Below are 17681 nucleotides of genomic sequence, written 5' to 3' on the forward strand. Positions count from 1 at the left end.
AAAACAACCTATCCTTCAGGAAGATGACACATTCATCACCCAGCGCTTTACGCAGCCGTGCGCAGCATGAAGAAGGTCAGCGTTTAACCTTACGTTATGCCTGCTGAGACATTGAGCGCTGAGCAAGGGGGCGCGGTGCAAAGAGGAATGAACATCATCGCCGATACCGCCGGGTCCGTCAGTAACGTGCATTGCCGGACCGGGCGCTATCCTTAACGCGGCAGAACCGGCTGACGCATGGTGCCGCTTTAACCCCGCTCAAGATTAAAGGGCAGAAGGGCTTTTTTTCTGAGGACAGGCACTGCATTCGTTTTGCCTTCACCGCAAAAGAAAGCACGGGCTCACATACTGTGTCGCTTTACCCGCGCGCAAACTGACAAAGCCAGAAGGGGCATTTTCCGCGAGGTATTCCGCAGCGCTGAGCGACCTGAAGGCACCGCGTGAGCGGCGCCAGGACCGCCGAAGCCAAAGTGCCTCTTCTGGCGATCTCACCCGCCGACATCACAACAATGGGTTAGCATCCCAAAACAGCTCAGCCTGACGTCTTCGCGGTAAAGGCAAACGAAGGAAAGGGAGCCGAAGCCAAAGTGCCCCTTCAGGCGATTTCACCCGCCGAGAGTGCTGCACTTTATTCGACTCCCCCCGCTGTCAGGCAAACATCACCTCAGCCCAGCGCGCCAGACCAGCGGTCACTGAGGCAAAGTCATCTCCGCCAGCAATCGGTGTACCCGGCAGGGCCTGCTGCAGCGCAGCGCGCAGCAGAGGCGAACGTGCACTACCGCCCGTCAGATAGATCACTTCCGGTTTAATATGGCTGGTTGCCAGCGCCAGATGTACCTGTTCTAGGATCTTCTCCAGCGGCTGGCTGATCGCGTCCTGCAGGATTGCCACGCTGATATCGGCCTGTAAATCCGCGCTGATAAAATCCAGTGCGGCGGCGAAGTCAGGGCGGTCGGAGAGGGCGATTTTGCTCTCTTCCGCAGTACGCACCAGACGATAGCTCAGCTTTTGTTGCCAGACTTTTAACAGGTGTGCCACGGCGGCAGGATTTTCGGCATCCCGTACCAGATCGCGCAACAGTTTGCCGCAGGCGGTACTGTAAAAATCGCTTTGTGCAGGCACATCGTTGATGGAGACGGCATTCCACCAGGGCAGGGCAGGTAAGGCCGTGCCCTTTTGTGTCTTCCCGCCCGCGCCCAGCAACGGCATCAACGCTTTAAACGCCAGCATAATATCCAGGTCGTTACCGCCCACGCGGCAGCCACTATGGCCCAGCAGGCTTTCCCGCCGGTCTGACAGATGACGCCACTGCGGCCCCATCAACAGCATCGAACAGTCGGTGGTTCCCCCACCGATGTCCACGACCAGCACGCGGGTTTCTTTTTCGAGTGTGGCTTCAAAGTCCAGCCCCGCCGCGACCGGCTCAAACTGAAACTACACCTCCCGAAAGCCCGCGCGTTTAGCGGCACGCAATAAGATGCCCTGCGCCTGCGCGTTGGCCTCTTCGCTGCCCAGTCCCTGAAAGTTCACCGGGCGGCCAATTACCGCCTGTTCAATTGACTGGTCAAGCTGTGCTTCGCCCTGCTGACGAATATGCAGCATCATGGCGCACACTAAATCTTCAAAGAAGGCGATCTGCTGGGGTTTTAACCCACTCGCGCCCAGGAAGGACTTCGGCGACTTCACGAACCAGACATCTTCCGGATCGACCATATAGTGCTGAAGCGCGGTCAGACCGAACTGCACGCTCTCGGAGAGAACATCGATATCTTCTTCACGGTTATAGCGCAGCGCCCGTTGCAACAGTGCCGTGCTTTCCTGGTCCGGCGTGGCAACCTGATGATGGCGATGAAGCCATTCCGTGACGGCTTCACGGGTCGGGGAGCAGATCATCGATGGCAGCAGGCGTTGACCGTTCTCCAGCGTTAACAGTCGTGGTGTGCCTTTTTCGCTGACCGCAATCGAGCAGTTAGCCGTACCGTAATCGAATCCAATGAACATTTTTCGCCCCCAGGCAGGAAAAAGGGGGCGACTTTAGCGCAGCTGTAAAGGTGAGGCAAGCGGCGAGCGGCAGAATTAGCGAATCGCAAAAAGGTGATCTTCACTCAGTTTGCTGAGCGGCTGGCGCTCGGCAACAGCACTGCCCCAGACTCCGTCAACATCCAGGCTGGTAAGCGTGGTCAGAACGGCCGGCACGGAGACTGGGCCCGCAAGCAATATAATATTACGTTCATTGGTCTGGCTTTGAATAATGGAAATCAGCATTTCATCCATCAGATTGTTATGCAGGTTCGCCACCAGCTCGGGGGCCAGAATCAGGCAGTCCACCACTTTACCGGTTAACTGATTAAACGCATCCAGGTTACGGCCAAACTGTTGCAGCACGATGCGACAGCCTGCCTGGCGCAGTTTCATCAGTGTACCCAAAAGCTGCTCGCCGCCCGATAACACGCTGGCGGCATGCAGCGCGATACCGCTGTTACTGTTCGCCAGACCGGATTCTGCAAAACGGACACAAAGTTTCTCAACGAAAACCGGATTATAAAGCGCGTTAACATCCACGGGCAAAATTAAGGCAATACCTTTTTGGCTCATAGCCGCAATGCGATGACGGAAAAAAGCCTCAACGATATTGTCTTCCAGCCGCTGTTTCAGCGCCGCGTCAGTCAGGTTGTTACGCAGCAGATGTTCATCCACCAGCAGTCCTTCCCGGGTAAACAACTGCACTTCAATCAACCAGACGCTGGCAGAGTGCGGCTTACCTGGCGGTGCGACAGCCCAGACCTGGAGTTCCACCTGCAAGGCATCCAGGGTTGCCTGATCCAGCGAATGGTGGCTACCGGTCAGGGCCAGCGGATGCTGTTCGTACACCATGTAGCGCCCGCGGCCGCTGCGTTTAGCGTTGTAACAGGCAATATCGGCCTGGGACAACACATCACTGCTTTGCCAATTATTTGGTGAAATTTGTGTCATGCCTGCGCTGGCCCCAACCTGATAGGCCCGGCCCAGCCATTCAAAACAGTAGTCGTTGACTGCACGCACGATACGCTGCACCACATCACGGGCCTGGTCCACCAGACATTCAGGCATGAGCACGGCAAATTCATCCCCGCCAAGACGGGCGAGAAAGTCGGTGCTGCGCAGGTGGTGACGCATTAAATCGGAAAGTTCGCTCAGCAGTGCATCCCCGGCGGCGTGCCCGGCGCTGTCGTTAACCGCTTTGAATTTATCCAGGTCAATAAACACCAGTACATGCTGATGTTGATGTTCAGCGGCATCGGACAGCAGTCGCTTCAGTTGCAACTCAAAACTGGCGCGATTGGGCAGGCGGGTTAACGTATCGTGCAGCGCGCTGTAGCTCAATCGTTTCATGACCTTACGTGATTCACTCACATCCTGAATGACCATCACCGCGCCGCGTTCGGTTCCCGATTCCGATTTCAGCGGCGTTATCGTGTAATGGATATCAATATGCTCACCATTCAGGGTGTGAAGCACCCACTCTTCCGACAGATAGGGCGCAGTCTTTTCAGAATGCGTGGGGTTGATCATCAGATTTTCCACCGGCGCGCCGTGACGGCCATGGGTGATGTGAAGCAGTTCACTTACCGGTCTGCCGACCGCGGCTTCCTGTGACCAGCCAGTCATTTTTTCAGCCACCGGATTCATGAAGGTGACGCGCATGGCCTGATCCGTACTGATGACGGCCTCGCCGATGGAATCGAGCGTAATCATCATGCGCTCTTTTTCCTGAAACAGGGCTTCGTTCAGGTTACGCAGCGGCGTAATGTCCTGTGCAACGCCCAGTATGCGCTCGATCCGGCCTTCCTGACTGAGTAGACGATTCGCCTGAGAACGTATCCAGTAATGTCCTTCTTCGCGCATCACGCGATACTCCATTTGAAACGCGCTGCTTTCTTCAATGGCCTGCTGTATGGTTTGCACACAAAATGCGCGATCGTCGGGATGCACCAGTTTGATCCACAAGTCGAAGCTGGGCACTTCATCCGACTGCAAACCGAACAATGTGTACATGCGTTTATCCCACAGCATTTCTCCACTGTTCATGTTCCATTCCCACACGCCAATGCCGCCCGCTTCGTTGGCCAGCGTGATACGTTCCATTAACCGCTGGTTGACCAACTCGCTCTGTTTTAATTCAGAAATATTCACAATCTGCGCAATAAAATAGAGCGGTTGTTGTTCGCTGTCCCGTACCAGCGAAACCGTCAGCCGCACCCAGACGATTTCATGGTCCTTACGGAAGTAACGCTTCTCCAGCGTGAACGACAAAATCTCGCCAGCCAGCAGCTTATCCATTTTGCCATCGTCAATACCCAGGTCGTCAGGATGCGTAATCTGCTGGAAAGTCAGGTTCTTTAATTCGTACTCGGGATAACCCAGCGTGTCGCATAATGATTTATTCACCTGAAGCCAGCGGCCTTCGGGTGAAACCAGCGCCATGCCAATAGCGGAATACTCCATGGCGTTACGAAAACGCGTTTCGCTTTCACTGATATGGCGCGTTTCATGGCGGAACGCATCCATGACCAGCGACATAATATGGCAGGGGATTAAGACCATCAGAAACGGCAGCCAACTGACAATCATGGCGTAATTCGTCGTCGTAGGCGTGACGATTATCCAGTCTAAAGAAAGCAGCAGCGCCATAAAGCTGGCGTTGAGAAAGAACAGGACAAACGCCTCCACCTTGGGCAGCCGAACAGCGCACCAGAACAGCACGACCAAAATGAAGGTAAACGGCCAGGGCAAAAAACGCAGCGACAAATAGCTGGCAATCAGCGTCAGAACGAGGCTGAAAAGTGTTTCAAACAGCGAGGCGCGCTTGAGGTAACCCTTAGGCAAGGGCCAGGAGAGCAGCAGCAGAACCGGCCCAAGCGCGAGCATGCCGATGATTTCCGAAATCACCCATGTATAAAAGAAGGCGAAAGAGGCCTGTTGTCCAACCTGTAAAACCCACAGCGCCAGTACGCCACCAATCAGTGGCGAAATCACACCGGTGGCAAAAACAAAGCGCAGCCAGTCACGCAGCGACACCAGCGGTGCCTCGCGGTTAAGCAACGCGCGCAGCAGCATGCCACCGATGCCCGCCTGCAAAAGGTTCAACAGGGCAAATTTTAAATTTGAAAGCGCAGGACCGATGACAAACGCATTGGCTGCAGCGGTGCCAATCAGGCAGGCCGCAAGGAACAACGGCAACTGACGTGATGTGCAGCGAAACACCACCACGGTCATTAAGGCGGTGGAAAACCATAAAGGCGAAATCTTGCCGCTCACTACGATCAGTTCAAGGCAGAACAAGGTCAGGACGAACGAAACCAGGCCAAGCCCGCAGGCATGAAGCCACGAATTAGGTGATTTATCTGACGAAGCCAGCGCATCAACGATCATTTATCGATCCAGCAGGGTACAAGGTATTGACATGGCAGGTGACGAGATAGCCATTCTGATTGAAGAATGCTAGCACATTTGTTGGAGAAAAAAGGGGGGAAATCATTAAATTGCGTTATTTGACCGATTGACGGGCTCGTCTGTGAGGCGAGCCCGTCTCGCCTTATTCAACGAAAAAGGTCGGCACGGGTATAGGGTTTTTCCAGGCCCGCGAGGCGGGCTGAAAAGTGCTCAAGAAACTGCTGCGTGGTGGCGATGCGTCCATGTCCCAGCAGCAGCACCGGCACCAGCAACGCGGCGGCAATCTGCGGCCAGCTAAACCCTTTTAATGCGGTTTCGCGTTGTGAAAGCAAAAAAGCTGTGCTCAGTGTAAAGCCTAACAGCAGTCCGGTCAGGACTTCGCTGAGGGAATGAGCATGGATGACGAGGCGGGAAAACCCCACCATTAAGGGGATCATATAGCCCACGCCAATGGCGAAACCGCGCCACAGGCTCGGCCAGCGTCCGGATATCAGCCAGAGCATCACGGGCCACAGGGTGGCAGACATGGCGCTGTGGCCGCTAAATCCGGTGAAGTTAAAACGGGCACTGCCAATGCCAAAGCCCAGAAAGAGAATTTTTGACAGGCTGACAACCAGCCCCGCCAGGCCAAAGGCAAAAAGCCAGTACCATACGGTGCGCCGGTTATCACTTTTCCACGGCAAAATCAGTGCAATAATCACCGCCGTGGGAATTAACAACATACTGTCACCAAAATAGGTGAGGGTCTTCCAGAGCATAGTTTTCCTTTATTTTTTTCGGGCCCCAAGCCCTTTTTGTTCAGGTTTGTAAGACCTGATACGTGCTGTGCATCGTCATGCTGTCTGAGAGGGCTAGTTTATCGATGAAATCATTCGAGTTAAAAGGGGAAAGTCTGAAAACCGGCCATGCCATTTCTCTGGCATCAAAAGACCGAAATCCCTATACTTAGCGCCAAATCACCCTCTCCGTTCAGCCCCATTAACTGGGTGCGCAGTTTGCGTACAGTTTCTGGCTCCAGTATCAGGTTTTTAAAAGTATGACTGACAAGTCCCATCAGTGCGTGATCGTTGGCATTGCAGGTGCATCCGCATCCGGTAAAAGTTTAATCGCCAGTACCCTGTATCGTGAAATTCGCGATCAGGTGGGTGATGAACACATCGGTGTTATTCCCGAAGATGCCTATTACAAAGATCAAAGTCACCTCACCATGGAAGAGAGGGTTAAGACCAATTATGACCATCCCAGCGCGATGGATCATGATTTGCTGTTACAGCACCTGCGCGCTGTCAAAGCAGGACAGGACATTGAACTGCCGGTTTACAGCTACGTTGAGCACACCCGCACGCAAGAGACGCTGCATCTCAAGCCCAAAAAAGTCATTATTCTTGAAGGCATTCTGTTGTTAACGGATGCGCGGTTACGCCAGGAACTGAATTTTTCCATTTTCGTCGATACGCCGCTGGATATTTGCCTGATGCGCCGAATGAAGCGCGACGTCAATGAACGCGGTCGCTCAATGGATTCCGTCATGAGTCAGTATCAGAAAACGGTACGCCCGATGTTTCTGCAGTTCATTGAACCGTCCAAACAGTACGCGGATATCATCGTGCCGCGCGGTGGTAAAAACCGCATCGCGATTGATATTCTGAAGGCCAAGATTAATCAGTTTTTCGAGTAGTTTACGTCTCAAAAGGCGTGACGCGAACAGGTTAAAAGCACAGATGCGCCCTGTTCGCTACACTTACTTCATGGAGTTACCGTAATGAGATTATGCGACCGCGATATTGAAGCCTGGCTCGACACCGGAAAACTGGCGATTACCCCACGGCCAACCGTGGAACATATCAATGGTGCAACGGTGGACGTGCGTTTGGGCAATCAGTTCCGGACGTTCAGCGGACATACCGCGCCGTTTATTGATTTAAGCGGCCCGAAGCACGAGGTCAGTGCTGCGCTGGATCGCGTCATGAGCGATGAGATCGTGTTGCCGGAAGGTGAGGCGTTCTTTCTGCATCCGGGCGAACTGGCGCTGGCGGTAACGCTGGAATCTGTCACGATTCCCGACGATCTGGTGGGCTGGCTCGACGGGCGTTCTTCACTTGCCCGCCTCGGGCTAATGGTTCACGTCACTGCGCACCGTATCGATCCGGGCTGGCAGGGCCGTATCGTGCTGGAGTTTTATAATTCAGGCAAACTGCCTCTGGCGTTGCGCCCTGGCATGTTGATTGGTGCGCTAAGCTTTGAACCGCTTTCCGGTCCGGCAGCGCGTCCCTATAATCGCCGTGAGAATGCAAAATATCGTGGCCAGCAGGGTGCTGATGCCAGTCGTATCGACAAAGATTAATTCATGAGGATGTGATGAGAAGAGTGATAACCACGCTGGCCATTCTACTGGTGGTGGTCGTAGCGGGATTAACGGCGTTGGTCATGCTGGTGAACCCTAACGACTTCCGTAGCTACATGGTGCAACAAGTCCAACAGCGTAGCGGTTATCAACTCACTATCGATGGCGACCTGCGCTGGCATGTCTGGCCGAAACTCAGCATTCTCGCCGGACGGATGAGCCTGACGGCACCCGGAGCGGCGCAACCGGTTGTTTCTGCCGATAACATGCGTCTGGATGTTAATCTTCTGCCGTTACTTTCCCATCAGCTCAGCGTAAGCCAGGTGATGTTAAAAAATGCCATCGTGCGGGTCACGCCAGACAGCGCCGCGCGGGCACCTGAGAACGCGCCGCGCGCGCCCCACAACAGCGAACCCACCTCGTCTGCCGGCTGGTCGTTTGACATCGACAATCTGCAACTGTCCGACAGCCTGCTTATCTGGCAGCAGCCGGGCGGGGACGCCTTTACCTTCCGTAATCTTAATCTGGATATGGAGCAGGATCAGTCCAGAATCGCCACGATCGGCCTGACGACCAGTCTGACCCGTAACCAGCGCACCGCTGTCCTGACGCTGAAAGGGCAACTGGACAAATCACGCTATCCGCATCAGTTGAGCGGCCAGGAGGCGCAGGTCGACTATAACCTGACCGGAGCGAGCCTGCCGCCAGAGGGCATTAAAGGCACGCTGAGCTTTCAGGGCAACTGGGACCTGGATAAAAATCGTTTTGACGTGAGCAATCTTAAGCTGACCGCTAACGACAGCGTGCTCAGCGGGCGCGCTGAAGGCGAACTTACGCCGCCGCAAAAGCTGGCGCTGGATCTTCATGCCAGCGCACTCAATATGGACAATCTGTTGTTTATCTCGACCCTGACCCAGCAGATGAGTGGACAAAACAGTCAGATTGCCCCGGCACCGGTCATCGCGGACCAGCCTGAACCGACCAATGCAGACTCCCCGCTTAACGACATTGATCTCGATTTGTCGCTGCAGGCCGATAGCGCGGTCTGGCGTGGCCTGAACCTGACCAAACTCTCCCTCAAAGCGGTTAATCAACAGGGGCTGGTAACCTTCAGTACATTATCAGGCAATGTGGGGCAGGGGAGCTTCTCTGTACCGGGCAGTATCGACATTCGTCAGCCTGTTACGCAGGTCGCTTTTACGCCGGTGCTGAACCAGATAGCTATCCAGCCTTTATTAAAAGCGCTGGCCTTGCCGCCGTCGCTGCAGGGAACCCTGAGCCTTAAAGGTGAATTGTCGGGTGAAAATCTGACGCTTGCGGATGCAAAACGCAGCTGGCAGGGCAAGGCCGATATCCAGGCGCATGATCTGAAACTGGCCCAGCTCGACTTACAGCAAATGGTGCGCAGTGCCGTGGCACGTGTCAGCGACCGTGTCAGCAGTGATTCTCAGGCGTCCGGACAGGGCATTGAGCAGGTGAGCGGACAACTGGCCATGAAAAATGGGCTGCTGACGTTAAGTCATCTCGACGGTGGAGGGAAGGCGCTGACGCTGCGCGGCGAGGGGCGTATCAATCTGGTGCAGCAACAGCTGGATGTGACGCTGGGCCTGACACTGAGCGACTGGCGCGGCGACGAAAAACTGGTGGCCGCGCTGTCCGATCAGGTGATTCCGTTCCGTATTTATGGCAGTTGGGCTAATCCGCAATATACGCTGCCGGTAGATGATGTCATGCGTGACAGGCTACAGAATGAGGCAAAATCCCGCCTCAATCAGTGGCTCGATCGTCAACAGGCAAAAGACAAGAACAGTACGCACCCGTAATCACCGTCGGCAGCCGGCGCTGAATTACGCTTTCAGCGCCGCACCGTCGACGTGAGGTACAATCCCTACCTTCTGAATCCGATGCTGGTCGACCTGTAAAGTCCGTAGCCGGTATTCGCAAAGCTGAATCTCTTCGCCTTCCTGCGGCACATGTTGCAGGCGATCCATCATTAAACCTGCGATCGTGTGGTAATGCTGTGTGTTTTCTCGCGGCAGCGTGACGTAAAGGGCCAAATCGTCCAGTGGCATATGGCCATTGGCAATCCAGCCGCCTGCGCCGTCAGGCTGAATGTCGTGGCGCGCCTCTGAATCGGCTTCGTTCGGCAGATTGCCCGCAATCGCCTCCATTAAATCGCTCAGCGTCACCACGCCTTCTACCGACCCGAACTCATCGACCACAAACGCAAAATGCGTCTGTGCCTGGCGGAACTGCTCCAGCGCCTGTAACACCGTTATTCGCTCATGGAAGACCAGCGGCTGACGGATCAGGCTACGCAGATCCAGGGCATGCTGATGCAGCGACTGATGCAGCAGATCGTTAACATGGACAACACCAAGCGGTTCGTTACCGTTTTCGGTGATAACGATGCGCGTATGCTGATTGCGGTCAAGATCGGCCATAATGACGTCGGGATCGTCGCTTAAATCAATGTGCTGAACATCATGGCGCGTGGTCATAATTGTGTCGATACGACGTTGCCCCAGTCCCATCACGCTGGCAATCATCACACGTTCCTGCCGGTTAAACAGGGCAATAGACTCACCGTCAGCCAGCATAGAAGCGGTTTGCGTATCCAGCTCGGCCTGTTCCGCTTCACCACGCAGCAGCCGCAGCACGGCTTCAGCTGTGCGCTGGCGAAGGGGCCGTCCGGCTGACAACACTTTACGGCGGTTAAACTGTGCCAGCTGATTCAGGGCTTCAATGACGACGGAGAAACCGATCGCGGCATACAGATAGCCCTTGGGAATCGCAAAACCAAACCCTTCCGCCACCAGACTGAAACCAATCATCAGCAAAAAGCTCAGACACAGAATCACGATGGTCGGATGGTTGTTAACAAAGCGCGTCAGAGGTTTACTGGCTAACAACATCAGTAAAATGGCGATAGTGACCGCCGCCATCATGATCGGCAGATCGTTGACCATCCCGACGGCGGTAATCACCGCATCCAGAGAAAAAATGGCATCCAGCACGACAATTTGTGCCACGACGGGCCAGAATTTAGCGCCGCCCTTTTGTTGAGTGTCCTCCGCATCGCTGCCTTCAAGTCGTGTGTTAAGTTCGGTGGTCGCTTTGAACAGCAAAAACAGCCCCCCGCACAACAGCAACAGATCACGCGCACTAAAGGCATGATGCGCGAAGGTGAATAAAGGTTGAGTCAGCGTTACCAGCCAGGAAAGCGAGGCTAACAGCAGCAGGCGACAAACCAGCGCCATGAGCAGACCAATAATGCGTGCGCGGTCGCGCAACGCCGCAGGCAGTTTCTCCACCAGGATAGCGATAAACACAAGGTTATCAATACCCAGCACCAGCTCCAGAACGATTAGCGTTACTAAACCTGCCCACAATGAGGGATCGGTCATTACCTCCAGCATGCGTTATTCACCTGAATGTCTAAAAATAAGCTTTGTCTGATGATAGTGGACAGACGGCGTCGAGACAAATAGCGGAATGACAGGCGCTTTACGCTTTATTTAGACACAGACCACTTTAATTACAGGCGAATTAATGGACGAAATGATTAATGCGGGAAGGACTGTAAGGGATAAAGGTTGCAGATTAATGTCACTACACTCGCCATTCAGAGGTATTTCTTATGCGATTAATCCTGGTGCCAACATGGAATAAATCTGATTTTTTTCTTCCCTGGCACCCAAAATGAGCGGCTTCAATACTTATTACTGGTAGTCTTTTTCCTAAAATAGTCCGGTGATGGCGGGGTCCACTTGTAAACAGGCCAGTAATAACTAGTATAGCAACGAGTTAGTTAACGCCTGCGTCTGAACCTGTAATTTGCGCAATCATCCGTCAGGGTAAGCAGCGGAATGTAAACGCATTCGGCAAGGGATGCGTTGTGCGCCTTCATTTGTGGCGCAGGGAGAACCCGAGGCTATCAAGGCGGTATTGGCACCGACAGCCAAGGGCGGTAGCGTGCCTGACTTGCCGCTGTGGTTTGATATTTAATCAGTCCTGTGTGGGTAAAGTCAGAGTAATCTGTTGGTATTGAGTACGGGATTATTGTTTTCATAGTCAATGACAATGGCGTAAATGCCGCAGGAGCTCCCCTCAGAAACGCTTCAGGCTCAACATCAGTACTGTTCACTTCAGGGTCTGGTCGTGGTGGGTTAAGGAAATAAAATAAAGAGTTAAATATGCGCGATAACCATTTTACGTTTAAAAGTCTTATCACCAAATTATTATTGGCTTGTTCTGATTTAATATGTTTCAACGCGGCATTATTTATCGCGATGATGCTAATTAATTTGACATCTCCGTCTCTTTTATCGGATATGTCTGACCGGGAATTAAATTTAAAAATTGCTACCCACATTTGCCTGTCAGTAATTTGCGTGGGCTGGTTCTGGGTCAGACTGCGTCATTACACCTATCGCAAACCTTTCTGGTTCGAATTAAAAGAAATTTTTCGTACCATTCTTATTTTTTCCGTTATTGAACTGTCAATCACGGCACTGTCTCAGTGGCAGATGTCCCGTTTTGTCTGGCTGCTGACCTGGCTTATCACGCTGGTGATTATTCCTGTCTGTCGCTCCGTTTTTAAACGCGTCTTAAATAATTATGGCCTGTGGAAAAAACAGACCATCATTATCGGCAGCAGTAAAAATGCCCAGGAAGCGTGGGAAGCGCTGCAAAGTGAAGAAGTCATGGGATTCGATGTCATTGCCTTCTACGACGTTGATGGGACCTGCCCTCAGGACGTCATGTCGGGCGTTCCTGTTCTGCGCGACGAACAGGACGTATGGAAGCTGACCAATGCGGACACCCAGTTCATCGTGGCGGTGGAATTCGAGCAAAGCCAGTACCGTGATATGTGGCTGAAATCACTGGCTATGCACAACTGTCGCTCCGTTTCTGTCATTCCGACGCTGCGCGGCGTACCGCTGTACGGTACCGATATGGCCTACATCTTCAGCCATGAAGTCATGATCCTGCGCGTGCAGAATAACCTGGCTAAGCGTACGTCACGCTTCCTGAAGCGCGTATTCGATATTGTCGGCGCGCTGTCTATCATCGTCATGCTGCTCCCCGCGCTGCTGGTGCTGGGTTTTCTGGTCGGCCGGGATGGCGGTCCACCGATTTATGGTCATGAGCGTGTGGGCATGAATGGCCGTAAATTCAAATGCCTGAAATTCCGTTCGATGGTGATCAACTCCAAAGAAGTGCTTGAGGAAGTGCTGCGTACCGATCCGGTCGCCCGTGCTGAGTGGGATAAAGATTTCAAACTTAAAAACGATCCACGCATTACCAAAGTCGGCCACTTCATTCGTAAAACCAGCCTGGATGAGCTGCCGCAACTGTGGAACGTCGTTCGGGGTGATATGAGTCTGGTAGGACCGCGTCCTGTCGTCGAAGACGAGCTGGCACGCTACGCCGGTGACGTGGATTACTACCTGATGGCCAAACCCGGCATGACCGGACTGTGGCAGGTCAGTGGTCGTAACGACGTAGATTATGAAACGCGCGTCTATTTCGATTCCTGGTACGTGAAAAACTGGTCGTTGTGGAACGATATCGCCATTTTGTTCAAAACCGTCGGTGTCGTGCTTAAGCGTGATGGTGCTTATTAACCGCAGGAAAAAGGTGCCAGCCTCTCTCTGACAGCACACGACAGGGGAGCGGGTTGGTACATTTTTCTAAAAAAAAGCGGCTTTGTTGAATAATAGGTAATCATTCTGTTTTGTCTGCACTGTTTTGGTAGAAAACGCTGATGCCAGACAGAACACCGTCATACGCAAGCATGTAATGCATTGATTTTATGTTATCTGAAACAACCGTTTTCATAGTACCACAGCATAAAATCCATTTATTCAACAAAGCCAAAAAAAGCGGTACGGCATTGATAAACAGCAATGTTCTGCTTTGCTTTATTTATTTCTGGGTAAAGCGCGTGATCGGTAAAAGACAGGAGCTAAGAATAATGAACGACATGTTCAGTGCCTGAGTCAGGATAGTTTACTTTTTTTGAGCGCTTACACAGCGGCGTACTTGCCTCTATCAAACATTAACTGATAGCGAAGATCTAAATGATTACAATGAAAATGAAGATGATACCTGTTTTGGTATCTGCCACGTTTATGGCCGGCTGTACCGTCGTGCCGGGGCAAAATTTATCCACTTCGGGAAAAGATGTCATTGAGCAGCAGGACAACAACTTTGACATCGACAAGTACGTTAACGTGTATCCGTTAACGCCGAGCCTGGTGGAAAGAATGCGTCCTAAGCCACTGGTAGCACAAGCCAACCCGTCACTGCAAAATGAGATTCAGAACTATGAATACCGTATCGGCATTGGTGATGTGCTCACCGTGACCGTATGGGATCACCCTGAACTCACCACGCCCGCTGGTCAGTACCGCAGTGCAAGCGACACCGGTAACTGGGTCCATTCAGATGGCACCATTTTCTACCCTTATATTGGTCGGGTCCGTGTCGCAGGCCGGACCGTAGGGGAAGTGCGTAATGAGATCGCGCGTCGCCTGGCACAGTACATCGAAAGTCCTCAGGTTGACGTCAGCATTGCTTCCTTTAAGTCACAGAAAACTTACGTAACCGGTGCGATGACCACCTCAGGTCAACAGCCTATTACCAACGTTCCGCTTACTATCCTGGACGCAATTAACGCCGCGGGCGGACTGGCTGCGGACGCCGACTGGCGCAACGTGGTTCTGACGCATAATGGCCGCGAACAGCGCGTGTCATTGCAGGCGTTGATGCAGAATGGCGATCTGAGCCAAAACCATCTGCTTTATCCGGGCGACATTCTGTATGTGCCGCGCAACGACGATCTGAAAGTCTTCGTTATGGGTGAAGTGAAACAGCAGGCCACCCTGAAGATGGATCGCAGTGGCATGACGCTGGCGGAAGCGCTGGGCAATGCGGCGGGCATGGATCAGACCACGTCGGATGCGACCGGTGTCTTTGTTATCCGTCCGACACGCGGCACAGACCGCAACAAGATCGCCAATATTTACCAGTTGAACACCAAAGATGCTGCATCGATGGTGATGGGTACCGAATTCCAACTCGAACCTTACGATATCGTCTACGTGACCTCGACGCCGCTGACGCGTTGGAACCGCGTGATATCGCAGTTGATACCAACCATAGCCGGTGTTAACGATGCGACGCAGGCCGCACAACGCATCCGCAACTGGTCGAACTAAGGTTTCGCCATGATTAAGTCTGTGTTAGTCGTCTGCGTAGGCAACATCTGCCGCTCTCCTACCGGAGAGCGCCTGTTCAAACGTGCGCTGCCGCAACTCTCTGTCGCCTCAGCCGGTCTGGGTGCCCTCGTCGGGCACGCGGCGGATAAAACCGCCTCTGACGTCGCGGCCGATAACGGGTTGTCACTGGAAGGGCACGAGGCCCAACAGTTAACGGCCAACCTGTGTCGGGAATATGACCTGATTCTGGTGATGGAAAAGCGCCACATTGAACAGGTTAACCGCATTGACCCGGCAGCGCGTGGCAAAACGATGCTGCTTGGGCACTGGCTCGATCAGAAGGAAATTGCGGATCCGTACAGAAAAAGCCGTGAGGCCTTTGAAGAGGTTTACGGGTTACTGGAACACGCCACTCAGAAATGGGTCAGCGTTTTAAGCCGATAGTTGGGATTATCCATGAATAGTAAAAATAAAGTCATGACCGCGCCACGCGAGGAATCGAATGGATGGGATCTGGCACACCTTGTGGGACAGCTGATTGATCACCGGTGGGTGATCGTCGCTGTGACCGCTTTTTTCATGCTGGTGGCAACCCTTTACACCTTGTTTGCAACACCCATTTACAGCGCCGATGCGATGGTTCAGGTCGAGCAAAAGAACACCAGCACCGTTCTGAATGAACTGCAAACGCTGATGCCGACCACGCCTGCTTCTGACACTGAGATTCAGATTCTGGAATCACGCATGGTGCTGGGCAAAACCGTTCAGGACCTCGGTCTGGACGCGGTGGTCTCACAGAACTATTTCCCGGTTATCGGTAAAGGTCTGTCGCGCCTGATGGGCAATAAACCGGGCGAGGTCGCGGTTTCCCGTCTGGAGATCCCACGCACTATCGACAAACGCAGCGTTAAGCTGGAAGTGACCGGAAAAGACAGCTACACCGTTTCGGCTGACGGGGATGAGCTGTTTAAAGGAAAAGTCGGGCAGTTTGAAAAACACGATGATGTCAGCATGCTGGTCAGCGATATCAATGCTGAACCCGGCACCACATTTACCGTCACCAAACTGAATGAGTTGCAGGCGATTAACAGCATCCTGTCTAACCTGACCGTCGCGGATAAAGGAAAAGATACTGGCGTGCTGGGCCTGCAGTATGTGGGTGAAGACCCGGATCAGATCAGTAAGGTGCTGAACCAGATCGTCAACAACTACCTGTTGCAGAACGTTCAGCGTAAATCTGAGCAGGCGGAGAAAAGCCTGGAGTTCCTGAAAACGCAACTGCCTGAAGTCCGTGCCAAACTGGATCAGGCTGAAGATAAGCTGAACGCCTTCCGCCGCGCGAATGAATCCGTTGACCTCTCACTGGAAGCGAAATCGGCACTGGATTCTTCCGTCAGCGTACAGAGCCAGCTTAACGAGCTGACCTTCCGTGAAGCCGAAGTGTCGCAGCTGTTTACCAAAGATCACCCGACCTATCGTGCGCTGCTTGAGAAGCGCAAAACGCTGGAAGATGAGCAGGCTGAGTTAAACAAGAAAATTGCGCAGATGCCGAAAACCCAGCAAGAGATTCTGCGTCTGACCCGCGATGTGCAGTCAGGCCAGGAAATCTACATGCAGCTGCTTAACCGTCAGCAAGAGCTGAGCATCAGCAAGGCCAGTACCGTGGGTGATGTTCGCATCATCGACCAGGCGGCCACCGCTAACGCACCGGTAGCACCGAAGAAGCTGTTGATTATCGCCGCCAGCTTTATCCTGGGCCTGATGGTTTCCGTGGGCGTGGTTCTGCTTAAAGCCCTGTTGCATCACGGCATCGAAAATCCAGAACAGCTGGAAGAGCTGGGCATGAACGTCTATGCCAGCGTACCGCTCTCCGACTGGCAGCGTAAGAAAGACACCGAGGCGCTGGCACGTCGTGGTCACAAGGTGAAAACCGATCCGCATGACACGCTGCTGGCGCTGGGTAATCCGACCGATCTGTCCATTGAAGCGATTCGTAGCCTGCGTACCAGCCTGCACTTCGCCATGATGGAGGCGAAAAACAACATCCTGATGATTACCGGGGCCAGCCCGGGCATTGGTAAAACCTTTATCTGTGTCAACCTGGCGACGCTGGTGGCCAAAGCCGGTCAGAAAGTGCTGTTTATCGACGGTGACATGCGCCGGAGTTATACCCACGAACTGCTGGGTGCCGATAATAAATCCGGGCTGTCAAACGTCCTGTCCGGCAAAACGGAGTTTAGCCCGGCCATGATTCAGCAGGGCGCGTACGGGTTTGATTTCCTGCCACGTGGTCAGGTGCCGCCGAACCCGTCGGAGCTGTTAATGCATCGCCGTATGAGTCAACTGCTGGACTGGGCAAGCAAAAACTACGATCTGGTCCTGATTGATACACCGCCGATTCTGGCCGTTACAGACGCGTCCATTATCGGCAAACTGGCCGGTACGTCGCTGATGGTGGCGCGTTTCGAAACTAACACCACGAAAGAAGTGGATGTCAGCTTCAAACGCTTTGCCCAGAACGGTATCGAAATTAAAGGGGTGATTCTGAACGCCGTGGTACGCAAAGCCGCTAACTCTTATGGTTACGGCTACGACTACTACGACTACGAATACGGTAAACCCACGAAAAGCTAAGCGCTAAGTGAGAAGGGGCGGGTTTCACCGCCCCTTTTGATCGC

The 17681-nt window shown here is 53.3% G+C and carries 10 protein-coding genes and 1 pseudogene; 7 read left to right on the forward strand and 4 right to left on the reverse strand.

Translation table 11 applies throughout. The features are described 5' to 3' along the window. Positions 1-648: 648 nt before the first annotated feature. From yegD to F7Q90_RS11260, 3 genes and pseudogenes are all read right to left on the reverse strand, one after another. Positions 649-2001 (reverse strand): annotated as a pseudogene (gene yegD / locus F7Q90_RS11250) (molecular chaperone). A 75-nt stretch (positions 2002-2076) separates the two neighbouring features. Continuing rightward, positions 2077-5412: a diguanylate cyclase gene (locus tag F7Q90_RS11255; protein ID WP_006119882.1), complete on the reverse strand. Its 3336-nt coding sequence runs from the start codon at positions 5410-5412 to the stop codon at positions 2077-2079. A gap of 167 nt (positions 5413-5579) precedes the next feature. After that, the gene (locus tag F7Q90_RS11260; protein ID WP_006119881.1) at positions 5580-6191 is read right to left on the reverse strand and encodes a phosphatase PAP2 family protein; all 612 of its coding nucleotides are present in this window, start codon (positions 6189-6191) and stop codon (positions 5580-5582) included. 278 nt (positions 6192-6469) lie between these two features. Between F7Q90_RS11260 and udk the strand changes: the two genes are divergently transcribed. The 3 genes from udk (at position 6470) to asmA (ending at position 9600) form a co-directional block, all read left to right on the forward strand. Then, positions 6470-7111 (forward strand): uridine kinase, encoded by a 642-nt coding sequence (gene udk, locus F7Q90_RS11265; RefSeq protein ID WP_006119880.1) that lies wholly within the window; start codon positions 6470-6472, stop codon positions 7109-7111. 84 nt (positions 7112-7195) lie between these two features. Then, positions 7196-7777 carry a dCTP deaminase gene (gene dcd / locus F7Q90_RS11270; RefSeq protein WP_006119878.1) on the forward strand — a complete coding sequence of 194 codons (582 nt, stop codon included), beginning with the start codon at positions 7196-7198 and terminating at the stop codon, positions 7775-7777. A gap of 14 nt (positions 7778-7791) precedes the next feature. Further along, positions 7792-9600, forward strand: coding sequence for an outer membrane assembly protein AsmA (gene asmA / locus F7Q90_RS11275; RefSeq protein ID WP_006119877.1), 1809 nt, complete (start codon positions 7792-7794; stop codon positions 9598-9600). Positions 9601-9624: 24 nt separating this feature from the next. Here asmA and F7Q90_RS11280 read toward each other — a convergent pair whose 3' ends face one another. Further along, a complete protein-coding gene (locus tag F7Q90_RS11280) occupies positions 9625-11196 on the reverse strand; it encodes a TerC family protein (RefSeq protein ID WP_006119875.1) in 1572 nt (523 codons plus the stop codon). A gap of 777 nt (positions 11197-11973) precedes the next feature. Here F7Q90_RS11280 and wbaP point away from each other — a divergent pair. From wbaP to wzc, 4 genes are all read left to right on the forward strand, one after another. After that, positions 11974-13407, forward strand: coding sequence for an undecaprenyl-phosphate galactose phosphotransferase WbaP (wbaP, locus tag F7Q90_RS11285; RefSeq protein ID WP_006119874.1), 1434 nt, complete (start codon positions 11974-11976; stop codon positions 13405-13407). 456 nt (positions 13408-13863) lie between these two features. Next, positions 13864-15003 carry a polysaccharide export protein gene (locus tag F7Q90_RS11295; RefSeq protein WP_006119873.1) on the forward strand — a complete coding sequence of 380 codons (1140 nt, stop codon included), beginning with the start codon at positions 13864-13866 and terminating at the stop codon, positions 15001-15003. Positions 15004-15012: 9 nt separating this feature from the next. Further along, complete coding sequence (locus tag F7Q90_RS11300) at positions 15013-15447, forward strand: arsenate reductase/protein-tyrosine-phosphatase family protein (RefSeq protein ID WP_006119871.1); 435 nt, start codon at positions 15013-15015, stop codon at positions 15445-15447. Positions 15448-15459: 12 nt separating this feature from the next. Next, positions 15460-17637, forward strand: coding sequence for a tyrosine-protein kinase Wzc (gene wzc, locus F7Q90_RS11305; protein WP_151160894.1), 2178 nt, complete (start codon positions 15460-15462; stop codon positions 17635-17637). Positions 17638-17681 lie beyond the last annotated feature (44 nt).

The sequence above is a fragment of the Pantoea stewartii subsp. stewartii genome (assembly GCF_008801695.1).
Taxonomy (GTDB): Bacteria; Pseudomonadota; Gammaproteobacteria; order Enterobacterales; family Enterobacteriaceae; genus Pantoea; species Pantoea stewartii.

Bases quoted from the DNA above. Each gene is read 5' to 3' on its own strand.
- F7Q90_RS11295 (WP_006119873.1), top strand. From the start codon at position 13,864: ATGATTACAATGAAAATGAAGATGATACCTGTTTTGGTATCTGCCACG.
- dcd (WP_006119878.1), top strand. From the start codon at position 7,196: ATGAGATTATGCGACCGCGATATTGAAGCCTGGCTCGACACCGGAAAA.
- F7Q90_RS11300 (WP_006119871.1), top strand. From the start codon at position 15,013: ATGATTAAGTCTGTGTTAGTCGTCTGCGTAGGCAACATCTGCCGCTCT.
- F7Q90_RS11280 (WP_006119875.1), bottom strand. From the start codon at position 11,196: ATGCTGGAGGTAATGACCGATCCCTCATTGTGGGCAGGTTTAGTAACG.
- wbaP (WP_006119874.1), top strand. From the start codon at position 11,974: ATGCGCGATAACCATTTTACGTTTAAAAGTCTTATCACCAAATTATTA.
- F7Q90_RS11260 (WP_006119881.1), bottom strand. From the start codon at position 6,191: ATGCTCTGGAAGACCCTCACCTATTTTGGTGACAGTATGTTGTTAATT.
- udk (WP_006119880.1), top strand. From the start codon at position 6,470: ATGACTGACAAGTCCCATCAGTGCGTGATCGTTGGCATTGCAGGTGCA.
- asmA (WP_006119877.1), top strand. From the start codon at position 7,792: ATGAGAAGAGTGATAACCACGCTGGCCATTCTACTGGTGGTGGTCGTA.
- wzc (WP_151160894.1), top strand. From the start codon at position 15,460: ATGAATAGTAAAAATAAAGTCATGACCGCGCCACGCGAGGAATCGAAT.
- F7Q90_RS11255 (WP_006119882.1), bottom strand. From the start codon at position 5,412: ATGATCGTTGATGCGCTGGCTTCGTCAGATAAATCACCTAATTCGTGG.